At 62.1% G+C, this 12,919-nt stretch carries 16 protein-coding genes; 15 read left to right on the forward strand and 1 reads right to left on the reverse strand.

Going from position 1 to position 12,919, the window contains the following annotated elements:
- Positions 1-3: 3 nt before the first annotated feature.
- From fliH to flhB, 15 genes are all read left to right on the forward strand, one after another.
- Positions 4-789 carry a flagellar assembly protein FliH gene (fliH, locus tag BM279_RS10330; RefSeq protein ID WP_093503428.1) on the forward strand — a complete coding sequence of 262 codons (786 nt, stop codon included), beginning with the start codon at positions 4-6 and terminating at the stop codon, positions 787-789.
- Positions 779-2,137 (forward strand): flagellar protein export ATPase FliI, encoded by a 1,359-nt coding sequence (fliI, locus tag BM279_RS10335; RefSeq protein WP_093503430.1) that lies wholly within the window; start codon positions 779-781, stop codon positions 2,135-2,137. The genes fliH and fliI overlap by 11 nt, the downstream gene beginning before the upstream one ends.
- Before the next feature lie 3 nt (positions 2,138-2,140).
- On the forward strand, positions 2,141-2,593 hold the full coding sequence (gene fliJ / locus BM279_RS10340; protein ID WP_013791030.1) for a flagellar export protein FliJ: 453 nt from the start codon (positions 2,141-2,143) through the stop codon (positions 2,591-2,593).
- A gap of 208 nt (positions 2,594-2,801) precedes the next feature.
- On the forward strand, positions 2,802-3,107 hold the full coding sequence (locus BM279_RS10345; protein ID WP_013791031.1) for an STAS domain-containing protein: 306 nt from the start codon (positions 2,802-2,804) through the stop codon (positions 3,105-3,107).
- Between the two features lie 6 nt (positions 3,108-3,113).
- Positions 3,114-4,808 carry an ATP-binding SpoIIE family protein phosphatase gene (locus tag BM279_RS10350; protein WP_093503432.1) on the forward strand — a complete coding sequence of 565 codons (1,695 nt, stop codon included), beginning with the start codon at positions 3,114-3,116 and terminating at the stop codon, positions 4,806-4,808.
- A gap of 75 nt (positions 4,809-4,883) precedes the next feature.
- Positions 4,884-5,240 (forward strand): Hpt domain-containing protein, encoded by a 357-nt coding sequence (locus BM279_RS10355; RefSeq protein WP_093503434.1) that lies wholly within the window; start codon positions 4,884-4,886, stop codon positions 5,238-5,240.
- 72 nt (positions 5,241-5,312) lie between these two features.
- Positions 5,313-6,584 (forward strand): flagellar hook-length control protein FliK, encoded by a 1,272-nt coding sequence (locus BM279_RS10360; protein WP_093503436.1) that lies wholly within the window; start codon positions 5,313-5,315, stop codon positions 6,582-6,584.
- A 221-nt stretch (positions 6,585-6,805) separates the two neighbouring features.
- Positions 6,806-7,330 carry a flagellar basal body-associated protein FliL gene (fliL, locus tag BM279_RS10365; protein ID WP_093503438.1) on the forward strand — a complete coding sequence of 175 codons (525 nt, stop codon included), beginning with the start codon at positions 6,806-6,808 and terminating at the stop codon, positions 7,328-7,330.
- 15 nt (positions 7,331-7,345) lie between these two features.
- Positions 7,346-8,317, forward strand: a complete 972-nt coding sequence (gene fliM, locus BM279_RS10370) for a flagellar motor switch protein FliM (RefSeq protein WP_073268173.1) — start codon at positions 7,346-7,348, stop codon at positions 8,315-8,317.
- Between the two features lie 62 nt (positions 8,318-8,379).
- Positions 8,380-8,850 (forward strand): flagellar motor switch protein FliN, encoded by a 471-nt coding sequence (fliN, locus tag BM279_RS10375; RefSeq protein WP_093503440.1) that lies wholly within the window; start codon positions 8,380-8,382, stop codon positions 8,848-8,850.
- 4 nt (positions 8,851-8,854) lie between these two features.
- The gene (gene fliO / locus BM279_RS10380; protein WP_093503442.1) at positions 8,855-9,280 is read left to right on the forward strand and encodes a flagellar biosynthetic protein FliO; all 426 of its coding nucleotides are present in this window, start codon (positions 8,855-8,857) and stop codon (positions 9,278-9,280) included.
- Positions 9,280-10,065, forward strand: coding sequence for a flagellar type III secretion system pore protein FliP (fliP, locus tag BM279_RS10385; RefSeq protein WP_093503444.1), 786 nt, complete (start codon positions 9,280-9,282; stop codon positions 10,063-10,065). The genes fliO and fliP overlap by 1 nt, the downstream gene beginning before the upstream one ends.
- Positions 10,066-10,075: 10 nt before the next feature.
- On the forward strand, positions 10,076-10,345 hold the full coding sequence (gene fliQ, locus BM279_RS10390) for a flagellar biosynthesis protein FliQ (RefSeq protein ID WP_013791040.1): 270 nt from the start codon (positions 10,076-10,078) through the stop codon (positions 10,343-10,345).
- A 4-nt stretch (positions 10,346-10,349) separates the two neighbouring features.
- Positions 10,350-11,126 (forward strand): flagellar biosynthetic protein FliR, encoded by a 777-nt coding sequence (gene fliR / locus BM279_RS10395; protein ID WP_093503446.1) that lies wholly within the window; start codon positions 10,350-10,352, stop codon positions 11,124-11,126.
- A complete protein-coding gene (flhB, locus tag BM279_RS10400) occupies positions 11,126-12,262 on the forward strand; it encodes a flagellar biosynthesis protein FlhB (RefSeq protein WP_093503448.1) in 1,137 nt (378 codons plus the stop codon). Before fliR ends, flhB begins: the two co-directional genes overlap by 1 nt.
- Before the next feature lie 39 nt (positions 12,263-12,301).
- Here the strand turns inward: flhB and sodC are convergent, their stop codons facing one another.
- Positions 12,302-12,823, reverse strand: a complete 522-nt coding sequence (gene sodC / locus BM279_RS10405; RefSeq protein ID WP_093503450.1) for a superoxide dismutase family protein — start codon at positions 12,821-12,823, stop codon at positions 12,302-12,304.
- Positions 12,824-12,919: the final 96 nt, after the last annotated feature.

Consider the following 12,919-nt stretch of genomic DNA (forward strand, 5'->3'; position numbering starts at 1 on the left):
CCCATGGCCGGCAAGGAACCTGTCAGCGAACTGATTCGCGCCAAGGATGTGCGCAGCGTCGATCGCTGGTCGTTGCCTAGCTTCGACGAAAACGATGAGTCTCAAGAGCAGGCGCCGGACCCTGAGCCGTTGGCTGCCGAGGCGCCACCTCCGCCTCAGGAAAGCGAGGAGGTGGCCCTCGAGGATGTCAAACCCTTGACGCTCGACGAGCTCGAGGCCATCCGCCAGGACGCCTACAACGAGGGCTTCGCCACGGGCGAGAAGGATGGCTTTCGCGCCGGCCAACTCAAAGCCAAGCAGGAAGCTGATACCACTCTGGCCGGGCGCGTGCAGGCGCTCGAGCAGGTCATGCTGCATCTGTTCGAGCCAATCGCCGAGCAGGACAAGCAGTTGGAGCTCGCCTTGGTCACGTTGATCGGCCAGATCACCCGCGAAGTCATCCAGCGTGAACTGAGCCGCGACTCCAGCCAGATTCGCCAAGTGTTGCGCGAGGCGCTCAAGCTGTTGCCAATGGGCGCGGAAAATATCCGCATTCACCTTAATCCCCAGGATTTCGAGCTGGTCAAGGCACTGCGCGATCGTCACGAGGAAAGCTGGCGGATTCTCGAGGATGACTCGCTGCTGCCGGGCGGCTGCCGGGTGGAAAGCGAGCACAGCCGTATCGACGCCAGCGTGGAAACCCGGCTGAATCAGGCAATCAAGCAGCTGTTCGAGCAGCAACGCGAGCATGCCACCACGCCACGCACTCCCGACATGGTCATCGATCTGGACGCCAGCGATGCGCCTTGAGCGCCTGAGCTTCGCCCGCCGCATGGAAGGTTACGGCGAGGCCGTCAAACTGCCGACCCAGCCTATCGTCGAAGGGCGCCTGCTGCGCATGGTCGGCCTCACCCTGGAAGCCGAAGGCCTGCGCGCCGCGCTGGGTAGCCGCTGCCTGGTGATCAACGACGACAGCTATCACCCGGTGCAGGTCGAGGCCGAGGTGATGGGCTTTTCCTCCGGCAAGATCTACCTGATGCCGGTCGGCAGCCTGGCCGGTATCGCGCCGGGCGCCCGTGTGGTGCCGCTGCCGGATACCGGCCGCCTGCCCATGGGCATGTCGATGCTTGGTCGGGTGCTCGATGGCGCCGGGCGCGCCCTGGATGGCAAGGGCGGCATGAAGGCCGAGGATTGGGTGCCGATGGACGGGCCGACCATCAACCCGCTCAAGCGCCACCCGATCAGCGAGCCACTGGACGTCGGCATTCGCAGCATCAACGGCCTGCTCACCGTCGGCCGTGGCCAGCGTCTGGGCCTTTTCGCCGGTACCGGGGTGGGTAAGTCGGTGTTGCTGGGCATGATGACCCGCTTCACTGAAGCCGAGATCATCGTGGTCGGCCTGATCGGTGAGCGGGGTCGCGAGGTGAAGGAATTCATCGACGAGATTCTTGGCGAGGAGGGCATCAAGCGCTCCGTGGTCGTCGCCTCGCCAGCCGACGATGCGCCGCTGATGCGCTTGCGTGCCGCCATGTACTGTACGCGCATCGCCGAATACTTCCGCGACAAGGGCAAGAACGTTTTGCTGCTGATGGATTCGCTGACCCGTTTCGCCCAGGCCCAGCGGGAAATCGCCTTGGCCATCGGCGAACCACCCGCTACCAAAGGCTATCCACCTTCGGTGTTCGCCAAGCTGCCGCGTCTGGTCGAGCGCGCCGGTAATGCAGAGGCTGGCGGCGGCTCGATCACGGCGTTCTACACCGTGCTCTCCGAGGGCGATGACCAGCAGGATCCCATCGCCGACGCCGCGCGCGGGGTGCTCGACGGTCACTTCGTCCTGTCCCGGCGCCTTGCCGAAGAAGGCCATTATCCGGCCATCGATATCGAAGCCTCGATCAGCCGGGTGATGCCCCAGGTGGTCAGCCCCGAGCATATGCGCAACGCCCAGCGCTTCAAGCAGCTGTGGTCGCGCTATCAGCAGAGCCGCGACCTTATCAGCGTTGGTGCCTACGTCCCGGGCGGCGATGCCGACACCGACCTGGCCATTGCCCGTCAACCAGTGATGGTGCGCTACCTGCGTCAGGCCCTTGGCGAGAGCGAGAGCCTGGATAGCAGTCGCGAGTTGCTGGCGGCAGTGCTCAACCCCACAGCGGCGTCTTAACCCGTGGCCAACAGCCGAGCGGCGCGCCTGGCGCCGGTAGTCGATATGGCCGAGAAGGCCGAGCGCGAGGCGGCGCTGCAGCTTGGCCGTGCCCAGGGGCTGTTAGGGCAGGCACAGAGCAAATTGGCCGAATTGGATAGATACCTGCAGGGCTATCAGCAGCAATGGATGGGCGAGGGCCAGCGCGGGGTCTCTGGCCAGTGGTTGATGAACTACCAGCGCTTCCTGTCACAGCTCGACGTGGCTATTGCCCAGCAGCAGCAGGCGGTGAATTGGCATCGCAACAACGTGGACAAGGTTCGTGATGTCTGGCAACAGCGCTATGCGCGGCTCGAAGGGCTGCGCAAACTGGTGCAGCGCTATCTGGACGAGGCGCGTCTGGCCGAGGATAAGCGCGAGCAGAAGCTGCTCGATGAGCTGTCCCAGCGCATACCACGACGTGATTCCCTGGAATGATGGTTGCCGCTGACGCAGGCTAGTGCTAAATCTTCTATTGCCGATATTCAGTACGCCGGAGTGCGGGCTGGGCAGGGCCAGGAAAAACAGGTGAGACACCGCATCACCATACGGGTCAACAAGCTATCGGCTGCTCGCCATAGCAGCTTTTGGCCAGGTTGGCTCGCCATAGCGGGCTGCGGGTATCCCGGATATCAAGGAGTGTTTCATGCCCATCACCTCGCTGCCCTCGGAAGACGGGCAAGAGTTGACCATCACCATTCAAGGTCGCTTCGATTTTGGCGCCCATCAGGAATTTCGCCGCGCCTACGAGCGTGTCGATATCCGCCCCAAGCGTTACACGGTCGACCTCAAGGGGACCACCTACCTCGACAGCTCGGCGCTCGGCATGCTGCTGCTGCTGCGTGACCATGCCGGTGGCGACCGTGCGCAGATTCGGCTGCTCAACTGCAATGCCGATGTGCGCAAGATTCTCTCCATTTCCAACTTCGAACAGCTTTTCCAGATCGACTGAGGCGCTATGAAGGCCTCACCGCTCACCATCCTGATCGCCGAGGACAGCGCCACCGACCGCATGCTGCTGTCGACCATCGTAGGTCGCCAGGGGCATCGGGTGCTGGCTGCCGCCAATGGCCTGGAAGCGGTGGCGCTATTCGAATCGCAGCGCCCACAGCTGGTGCTGATGGACGCGCTGATGCCGCTGATGGATGGCTTCGAAGCCGCCAAGCGGATCAAGGCCATGGCGGGCGAGGCTATGGTGCCGATCATCTTTCTGACCTCATTGAGCGAGGAGGAGGCTCTGGCCAGTTGCCTGGAGGCGGGCGGCGATGATTTTCTCGCCAAGCCCTACAGTCGGGTGATCCTCGAAGCCAAAATCAACGCCATGGATCGGTTGCGGCGCCTTCATCAGGAGGTGTTGCGTCAGCGCGACCAGATCGCCCGACACAACGAGCACCTGCAGAACGAACAACTGGTCGCCAAGGCTGTTTTTGACAAGGTGGCGCACTCCGGCTGTCTGGGCGCTGGCAATGTGCGCTATATGCAATCGCCGTATGCGCTGTTCAATGGCGATCTGCTGCTGGCTGCCTTTCATCCCAGCGGCGACATGCACGTACTGCTTGGGGACTTCACCGGTCACGGCCTGCCGGCGGCGATCGGTGCCATGCCGCTGGCGGAAGTGTTCTACCGCATGACTGGCAAGGGGCACTCGCTGGTGGAGATTCTCCACGAAGGCAACGCCAAGCTACGCCGCATTTTGCCTCGCGGCGTGTTCTGCTGTGCAACGCTTTTGAACATTAGCTTTCGCCGGCGCATGGTCGATTTTTGGGGCGGTGGCTTGCCCGCCGGTTATGTACTGCGCAAGGGTGGTGAGCGGGTACCGCTGGTGTCGCATCACTTACCTTTGGGGGTGCTCGACCCGGACAGTTTTCGTGACGGCTACGAGTCCTATTCGCTGGAGCTGGGCGACCGGGTCTTTCTGCTTTCTGACGGTGTGCTCGAGGCGCAGAACGAGCATGACGAGCTCTTCGGAGAGCAGCGCCTACTTGGCGTGCTGGATGCCAGTCACGACCCGTCGCGGCTGTTCGCCGATATTCAACAGGCCCTGCAAGCATTCCACGGTGAAGCCCGCGACGATGTCAGCCTGGTCGAAGTGACGATGGTCCAGGAGAGTGCAGTCAGCCGACCGCCGTTAGCGGCGAGTGAGTCCCAGAGCGGCCCTGAGAGTTGGTCGGCACGCTATGATTTCCGCGGCCCCACCCTGCGCGACTATTATCCGTTGCCCCATCTGTTGCAGTTGCTGCTCGAAGTGCCTGGATTGCGCGGCAGCGGCGGCAATCTCTACAGCGTGCTGTGCGAGCTGTATACCAATGCGCTGGAACATGGTGTGCTGGGGCTGGATTCTTCGCTCAAGCGTGATGCGGCAGGTTTCGCCGAATATTATCGGTTGCGTGCCGAGCGGCTCGACAGTCTGCAGGATGGCTGCGTCAGTGTAGTCTTCGATGTGACTCAGCAGCCGGGTGGTGGGCGTCTGACACTGAGTGTCGAGGACAGCGGCGTGGGCTTCGATCCTGCGGAGGTACTTGCTCGCGAGCACACTGCCGGTGGCTTCAGCGGGCGTGGCATGGCGTTGATCCGACAGTTCAGCGAGCGTTGCGAGTGGTCGCCTGACGGACGTCGGGTCAGTGTGGAGTTTTCCTGGACCACGCAGGCATAATCCCGGCTTTCGCGCGCGACCCCAGCGGGCTCGCGTAATGACGTACCGTCATTCGAGGCCGGCCTGGAGTCTAGGGTGTCCGACAATCATCTTGATCGTGATGTACTCAATTCCCTGCAGGAGATCATGGAGGATGAGTATCCGGTGTTGCTGGATACCTTCATGACCGACTCTGAGGAACGCCTGCGCCTGCTGCATCTGGCTGAGAAGCACCAGGACGCCGTCGAGATGCGCCGCGCCGCCCACAGTTTCAAGGGCAGTTGCAGCAATATGGGCGCCAGAGCCTTGGCCGAGTCCTGCCGGGAGCTTGAGGAGCTGGCCCGCCGTGGCGAACTGGACGAGTCGGCGCAACTGGTTGCGCGTATCCAACGCGAGTTCGCCATTCTGCGCATTCTGCTGAAGTCCGAACGTCAGCGGTTTCCTGCCGCCTGACCGCTATTGGAAATAATTGGCCCGACCTTTGCTTTGCCAAGGTATACGCCATTATTCAAGCGGAGAGCGTTCATGCCCGTTGCCCCAGATCTTTTGCTGACCCCTGCGGCTGCCCCCAAGCCGAAGGCTGCGCCGGCCAATGCCCCGCAGAGCGCAGCGCAACCGCGTAAGCAGGAGGGTTCCAGCTTCTCCCAGGTCTACGCCAAGGAGCGTCAGGCCAAGGCCGCCGAGCGTCAGGACGCTGCCGCCAAGTCAGCACGCGACGGCAAGGCCGACCCCCAGGCAAGCGCCAGCGATCCGGCAGCGGCCGTTGCCGCCGAGCCAGTGGTTGCCGATAGCGGCAAGGATTTGCCCGAAGAACCTAAACTCGAAGAGGGCGCTGTCGATCCGCTGATGCTGCTGGGCCTGTTCCAGCCTGAGCCACAAGCCGAGGTACTCGAAGAGCAGCCCGAGGCTGCGCCGGCTGTTGATGTATCGCCCAGTCTGATCGGCTCTGCCCCGGCTGCCATGACCGAGGCCAGCTTCGATCCGGAAATCGACGCACTAAACCAGCAGCCTGCCGTGCAATTGGCGCTTGAGGTCGGCGCTCAGGAGAAAGCCGCTGCCCAATCCACCGCCACGCCAGGCGGCGCGGCGACCTCATCATCGGCCAGCAGCGGCCAGGCGTTCGCCAGTGCCATGGCTGCAATGGGCGTGAAGAGCAGCGCTATGGAAGGTGAATCCAGCGAAACGACGCCGTTGCCGTCTTTCGAACTCAGCACCGAAGGGCTGGAAGCGCTTAAGGAGAGTTCGGCCGACACCCCGCCCGAACAATTCGTCAGCAAGCTCAGCGCGCTGAGTCAGGCAATTGGTCAGCAGACCGCTCAGGTCGGTCGGGCGCCCGTGGTGCCTGGCCAGCCGCTGGCCATGCAACAAGCTGGCTTTAGCGAGGGTGTGGTGGACAAGGTGATGTGGATGTCCAGCCAAAACCTCAAGTCCGCGGAGATTCAGCTTGATCCCGCCGAGCTGGGGCGTCTCGACGTTCGCATCAGCCTCAACCAGGATCAGACCCAGATCAGCTTCGCCAGCGCACACCCCAGCGTGCGCGAGGCCTTGGAAGGCCAGATGCATCGCCTGCGCGAGATGTTCACCCAGCAGGGCATGAACCTGGCGGACGTCAACGTTTCCGACCAGTCCCAGGGCCGTGCCTGGCAGGGACAGGAAGGCGATGGCCGTGGCCGCGGTAGCCGCATGGTGGATGAGGGCAGCGCGAGTGGCGAGGGCGAGGATCGGGTGATCGGTAGTGTCGAGATCCGCGACCCGGCTCAGGGCGCTGGTCGCGGTATGGTCGACTATTACGCCTGACGACCCCGCTTTGTGGCGGCTGTTCTAGACTTCGAATCACCCTGCTCGATATATCGGCAGGGTGATTTGCGTTTTAAGGCGCGCTGCGAGTCGGGTCAGGCATCACGCTTTCGCGTAACATGGCGCGCTCGGTGATTGCAGCCGCATCTATGAGCTGGCATAACACTTGCTCTTAACCCATTGAAAGCGGAGGGTTCTCCGCTCCGTGACGGATTTTTGGCATGGCAAAGAAGAACGCGCCTCCCGCCGCTGCTCCCGAAGCAGGCAGCAAGCCGCCAGGCAAGCTCAAGCTCATCATCGCCATCGTATTGGCCCTGTTGCTGGCCGTGGGCGCCTCGATCGGCGGCACCTGGTTCTTTCTCAGCAAGGACAACGCCAAGCCAGAGGCCGAGCATGCGCAGGCCGAGAACGCCGCGCCCGTCAAGCAGCCGGCAATCTACGAAGAGCTGACGCCGGCCTTCGTGGTCAATTTCACCCAGAACGGCAAGCCGCGCTACATGCAGGTCAGCGTTGCGCTGATGGGGCGCGACCAGGCAGCCATGGACGCGCTCAAAGTAAATATGCCGGTGTTGCGCAACAACCTGGTGATGCTGTTTTCCAGCCAGGATTTCGCCAGCCTGATCACCCCGGTTGGCAAGGAAATGCTGCGCCAGCAGGCGACCGCCAGCGTGCAGCAAGTGGCCGAGAAGGAAACCGGCAAGGTGGCTGTCGAGCAGGTGCTGTTCACCAACCTCGTGTTGCAATAGGGCGGGAGTTCGCTAATGGCTGTACAAGACCTGCTGTCCCAGGACGAGATCGATGCGCTGCTGCACGGCGTCGACGATGGCCTGGTGGAAACCGAGGAGTTCGTCGAGCCCGGCAGCGTCAAGCAATATGACCTGACCAGCCAGGATCGCATCGTGCGCGGGCGCATGCCGACCCTGGAGATGATCAACGAGCGTTTCGCCCGTTATACCCGCATCAGCATGTTCAACCTGCTGCGCCGCTCGGCCGATGTGGCGGTTGGTGGCGTGCAGGTGATGAAGTTCGGCGAGTACGTGCATTCCCTGTACGTGCCTACCAGCCTCAACCTGGTGAAAATGAAGCCGTTGCGCGGAACCGGCCTGTTCATTCTGGACGCCAAACTGGTGTTCAAGCTGGTCGATAACTTCTTTGGCGGCGACGGCCGTCACGCCAAGATCGAAGGGCGTGAATTCACCCCCACCGAACTGCGTGTTGTGCGCATGGTGCTCGATCAGGCCTTCGTCGACCTGCGTGAAGCCTGGGCGGCGGTAATGGACATCAACTTCGAGTACGTCGGCTCCGAGGTCAATCCTGCCCTGGCCAACATCGTCAGCCCCAGCGAAGTCATCGTGGTGTCGACTTTTCACATCGAACTCGATGGCGGTGGCGGTGATCTGCACGTGACCATGCCTTATTCGATGATCGAGCCGATTCGCGAGATGCTCGACGCCGGCTTCCAGTCCGACGTGGACGATCAGGATGAACGCTGGGTCAAGGCCCTGCGCGAAGACATTCTCGATGTCAGCGTTCCTTTGAGCGCCACCGTTGCGCGCCGTCAGCTCAAGGTGCGCGACATCCTGCACATGCAGCCCGGCGACGTGATTCCCGTAGAGCTGCCCGAGCATATGATTCTGCGCGCCAACGGCGTGCCGTCCTTCAAGGTCAAGCTCGGTTCGCACAAGGGCAACCTCTCGCTACAGGTACTCGATCCGGTTGATCGTCACCGCTAGCCCACTATTTCCGCCGCGCCCTGTGCGTAGCCAAGCCGATAAACGCCAGCCGAGGTTGAACGATGGCAGACGAGAACGAACAAACCAGCCCCGAAGAACAAGCGCTCGCCGATGAGTGGGCGGCCGCGCTATCCGAGTCCGGAGATGCAGGCGGGCAGGACGATATCGACGCGATGCTGGCCGCCAGTGCGGCCAGCCAGCCGTCGGCGCCCCGTGCGCCGATGGAAGAATTCGGCAGCATGCCCAAGGTCAACAATCCGGTTAACCTGGAAGGCCCGAATCTGGATGTGATCCTCGATATTCCGGTGTCCATTTCCATGGAAGTGGGCAATGCCGACATCACCATTCGCAACCTGCTGCAGCTCAACCAGGGCTCGGTGATCGAGCTCGATCGCCTGGCCGGCGAGCCGCTCGATGTGCTGGTCAATGGCACCCTGATTGCCCATGGCGAAGTGGTGGTGGTCAACGAGAAGTTCGGCATTCGCCTGACCGACGTGATCAGCCCCAGCGAACGCATCAAGAAGCTGCGCTGACGCCATGAACAGACTCCTGCTCGCACTCCTTGCGCTGCCGTGCTTCGCCTTCGCCGCCGAACCTGCTGCCCAGGCGCCTGCCGCCAGCGGCGGTATCGCCGGCCAGTTGGCGCAACTGGTGATTGGCCTGCTACTGGTGATTGGCCTGATCTTCCTGCTCGCCTGGATGATGCGCCGCGTGCAGCGTCTGGGCCCCAACAATGGCAAGGTGATCAAGATCGTCGCCACTCAGGCGCTGAGCCCCCGTGATCGGTTGGTGCTGGTGCAGGTCGGCAACGAGCAGATTCTGCTAGGCCTCACACCTGGGCGCATCAACTCGCTGCACGTGATGGGCGAGCCGGTTCACCTGCCTGATGCCGAGCCGGCATCCACCGAATTCTCCCAGCGCCTCATGGAACTGCTGGGCAAGGACCAGAAGGACAAGTCCTGATGTTGCGACTTCTGCTTGTGCTGGTGTTCGCGCTGGGGACTTCGCTGGCCTTCGCTCAGGAACCATCATCGCCCAGCCCATTGATCCAGCAGGGCAGCAATCCGCTGTCGATTCCGGCGATCACCCTGAGCACCGACGCCGACGGGCAGCAGGAATACTCGGTCAGCCTGCAGATCCTGCTGATCATGACGGCGCTGAGTTTTATCCCGGCGTTCCTGATGCTGATGACCAGCTTCACGCGGATCATCATCGTGTTCTCGATCCTGCGTCAGGCCATGGGTTTGCAGCAGACGCCGTCCAACCAGATCCTCATCGGCCTGGCGCTGTTTCTGACCATGTTCATCATGGCGCCGGTGTTCGACCAGATTAACCGCGAGGCCTTGCAGCCTTATCTGAATCAGCAACTGCCGGCGCAGCAGGCCATCGAGCGGGCCGAGGTGCCGATCAAGAATTTCATGCTGGCGCAGACCCGCGAGAGCGATCTGGAACTGTTCGTGCGTCTGTCCAAGCGTACCGACATCGCCACGCCGGAAGCGGCGCCGCTGACCATCCTGGTGCCGGCCTTCGTGACTTCGGAGCTCAAGACCGCGTTCCAGATCGGCTTCATGATCTTCATCCCGTTTCTGATCATCGATATGGTGGTGGCCAGTATCCTCATGGCCATGGGCATGATGATGCTGTCGCCGCTGATCATTTCCCTGCCGTTCAAGATCATGCTGTTCGTGCTGATCGACGGTTGGGCGCTGATCATGGGCACCCTAGCCAGTAGTTTCGGCACCTTGTAGCGAGGCTCACATGACCCCTGAAGTTGCAGTCGATCTGTTCCGTGAGGGACTCTGGCTGATCTCCCTGATGGTCGGGCTGTTGGTCATGCCCAGCCTGCTGGTGGGCCTTTTGGTGGCGATGTTCCAGGCCGCTACCCAGATCAACGAACAGACCCTGAGCTTTCTGCCGCGCCTGCTGGTGATGCTGCTGACCCTTATCGTTGCCGGGCCGTGGATGGTGCAGCAACTGATGGAGTACACGCAGAACCTGATCATGAACATTCCGCAGCTGATCGGCTGATTCGATGTTCGAGCTGAGCGATGCGCAGATCGGCAGCTGGGTCAGCAGCTTCCTGCTGCCGCTGTTTCGCATCGGCGCCTTGCTGATGGTCATGCCGATCATCGGCACGCAGTTGGTGCCCACTCGGGTGCGCCTGTACCTCGCGCTCGCCATCAGTGTGGTCATCGTGCCCACCTTGCCGCCGATGCCGCAGGTCGATTCGATCAGCCTGCAGGCCTTCATGCTGATCGCACAGGAAATTCTCGTTGGCGTGATGCTCGGCTTCGTGCTGCAGCTGCTGTTTCACGTCTTCGTGGTGGCGGGGCAGATCCTCGCCATGCAGATGGGCCTGGGCTTCGCCTCCATGGTCGATCCGGCCAACGGCATTTCGGTGCCGGTGATCGGCCAGTACTTCACCATGCTGGTGACCTTGCTGTTCCTGGCCATGAACGGGCATCTGGTGGTGTTCGAGGTACTGGCCGAGAGTTTCGTGACCCTGCCGCCGGGCTCCGGCCTGCAAGTCGAGCACTACTGGGAGCTGGCCACAAAGCTCGGCTGGGTAATGGGCGCCGCGCTGATCCTGGTGCTACCGGCCGTTACCGCATTGTTGGTGGTGAACATCGCCTTCGGGGTGATGACCCGCGCCGCGCCGCAACTGAACATCTTCTCCATCGGTTTCCCGCTCACCTTAGTGCTAGGCATGGTGATCGTATGGATTTCTCTAGCTGACATCCTGGCGCATTATCAGGCCATCGCGAGCGAGGCGCTGATCATGCTGCGTGAACTGGCGAGGGCCCGCTGATGGCCGAGTCGGAAAGCGGTGCCGACAAGAGCGAGGAACCCACGGAGAAACGCCGCCGGGAATCTCGTGAAAAAGGGCAGATCGCCCGCTCCAAGGAGCTCAACACCTTCGCCATCATGCTGGCCGGCACTGGCGGGCTGCTGGCCACCGGTGGCTCGATCGGCAATGCCATGCTGGAAATCATGCGCGGCAACTTTTCGCTGCCACGCGAAATCCTGATGGATGAGCGCAATATGGCGCTGTGGCTGGCCGCCTCCGGGCAGCTGGCGCTGGATGCGCTGTTGCCGCTGCTGGTCGTGCTGTTGGTGATGTCCATCGTAGGGCCCATTGCCCTGGGTGGCTGGCTGTTCTCGGCCAAGGCCATGGCGCCCAAGTTCAGCCGCATGAACCCGCTCTCCGGGCTCAAACGCATGTTCTCGATGAAGGCGTTGATCGAGCTGCTCAAGGCATTGGCCAAGTTCATCGTCATCCTGCTGGTGGCGCTGGTGGTGCTGTCGAAGGACCGCGCTGATCTGTTGGCGATCGCCAACGAACCGATCGAGTCGGCCATTATGCACTCGGCGCAAGTCGTCGGCTGGAGCGCGTTGTGGATGTCGTTCGGGCTGATCCTGATCGCTGCCGTGGATGTGCCGTTTCAGCTCTGGGACAACAAGCAAAAGCTGATGATGACCAAGCAGGAGGTCAAGGACGAGTACAAGGACAGCGAGGGTAAACCCGAGGTCAAGCAGCGCATCCGCCAGCTGCAGCACCAGATGACTCAGCAGCGCATGATGCAGGCCGTCCCCCAGGCCGACGTGGTGATTACCAACCCGACCCACTTCGCAGTGGCTCTTAAATATGACCCGCAAACCGGCCAGGCGCCCATGTTGCTGGCCAAGGGCGGCGACTTCACTGCGTTGAAAATCCGCGAGATCGCCACCGAGCACAATGTGCTGATACTGGAGTCGCCGGCGTTGGCGCGCTCGATCTATCACACCACCGAGCTCGATCAGGAAATCCCTGCCGGTCTTTACCTCGCCGTCGCGCAGGTGCTGGCGTACGTCTATCAGATTCGCCAGTTCCAGGCCGGCAAGGGCAAGCGTCCGGCGCCGCTCAAGGATCTGCCAATCCCGCCTGATCTGCGCCGCGACGAATGAGTGAGCGCAGCCTGCATCTGGCAGACTGCGCCCAGCCCGTTACTCGATCACGCCGCAGGCGACGCGTGCGCCGCCGCCGCCCAGAGGCTTGGGATGATCGGCATGGTTGTCGCCGCCGGCATGGACCATCAGAGAAAGGCCCTTGAGCTCGTCCACGCTCTTGATGCGCGGCGCCAATACCGGCTGGCTGGCCTTGCCGTCAGCGGTCACCAGTAGAGCAGGGAGATCGCCCATATGGCCGTCGCCCCATGGCAGGTCGTGTTTGCCGGTGTTTTTCGGATCCCAGTGGCCGCCAGCGGCTTCGGCTGCCGATGGTTTGCCATCCTTGGGCGCCGGCTCGCAGCTGGGTTTGCCGTGTACGTGGAAGCCGTGAATTCCAGGTTCCAGATCATGCAGCTCAGGCGTGAACACCACACCGTAGGTGCTCTGGCTGATCACCACCTTACCTACCGAACTGCCGATGCCATTGGCATCCACGGCATTGAGTTCGACCGTCTTGTCGGCAGCCTGAAGGCTCGCCGCGCAGCAACTGGCCAGTGCGGCCATCATCCAGCGTTTCATGGTGTTCTCCTTGATGGGTGAATCCAACGTTCATTGGCTGTGACTGGGCTTCGCCAGCGGGGTTCGTGTTTTCGTCTTCACAGCGCTCGGGGAATT

The organism is Phytopseudomonas straminea (genome assembly GCF_900112645.1).
GTDB classification, from domain to species: domain Bacteria; phylum Pseudomonadota; class Gammaproteobacteria; order Pseudomonadales; family Pseudomonadaceae; genus Aquipseudomonas; species Aquipseudomonas straminea.

What these genes read in the sequence shown, in the direction of transcription:
- fliQ (WP_013791040.1), top strand. Translation starts at nt 10,076, where the DNA reads ATGACCCCTGAAGTTGCAGTCGATCTGTTCCGTGAGGGACTCTGGCTG.
- sodC (WP_093503450.1), bottom strand. Translation starts at nt 12,823, where the DNA reads ATGAAACGCTGGATGATGGCCGCACTGGCCAGTTGCTGCGCGGCGAGC.
- fliH (WP_093503428.1), top strand. Translation starts at nt 4, where the DNA reads ATGGCCGGCAAGGAACCTGTCAGCGAACTGATTCGCGCCAAGGATGTG.
- BM279_RS10345 (WP_013791031.1), top strand. Translation starts at nt 2,802, where the DNA reads ATGCCCATCACCTCGCTGCCCTCGGAAGACGGGCAAGAGTTGACCATC.
- fliN (WP_093503440.1), top strand. Translation starts at nt 8,380, where the DNA reads ATGGCAGACGAGAACGAACAAACCAGCCCCGAAGAACAAGCGCTCGCC.
- BM279_RS10360 (WP_093503436.1), top strand. Translation starts at nt 5,313, where the DNA reads ATGCCCGTTGCCCCAGATCTTTTGCTGACCCCTGCGGCTGCCCCCAAG.
- flhB (WP_093503448.1), top strand. Translation starts at nt 11,126, where the DNA reads ATGGCCGAGTCGGAAAGCGGTGCCGACAAGAGCGAGGAACCCACGGAG.
- fliO (WP_093503442.1), top strand. Translation starts at nt 8,855, where the DNA reads ATGAACAGACTCCTGCTCGCACTCCTTGCGCTGCCGTGCTTCGCCTTC.
- fliR (WP_093503446.1), top strand. Translation starts at nt 10,350, where the DNA reads ATGTTCGAGCTGAGCGATGCGCAGATCGGCAGCTGGGTCAGCAGCTTC.
- fliM (WP_073268173.1), top strand. Translation starts at nt 7,346, where the DNA reads ATGGCTGTACAAGACCTGCTGTCCCAGGACGAGATCGATGCGCTGCTG.
- fliL (WP_093503438.1), top strand. Translation starts at nt 6,806, where the DNA reads ATGGCAAAGAAGAACGCGCCTCCCGCCGCTGCTCCCGAAGCAGGCAGC.
- BM279_RS10350 (WP_093503432.1), top strand. Translation starts at nt 3,114, where the DNA reads ATGAAGGCCTCACCGCTCACCATCCTGATCGCCGAGGACAGCGCCACC.
- fliP (WP_093503444.1), top strand. Translation starts at nt 9,280, where the DNA reads ATGTTGCGACTTCTGCTTGTGCTGGTGTTCGCGCTGGGGACTTCGCTG.
- fliI (WP_093503430.1), top strand. Translation starts at nt 779, where the DNA reads ATGCGCCTTGAGCGCCTGAGCTTCGCCCGCCGCATGGAAGGTTACGGC.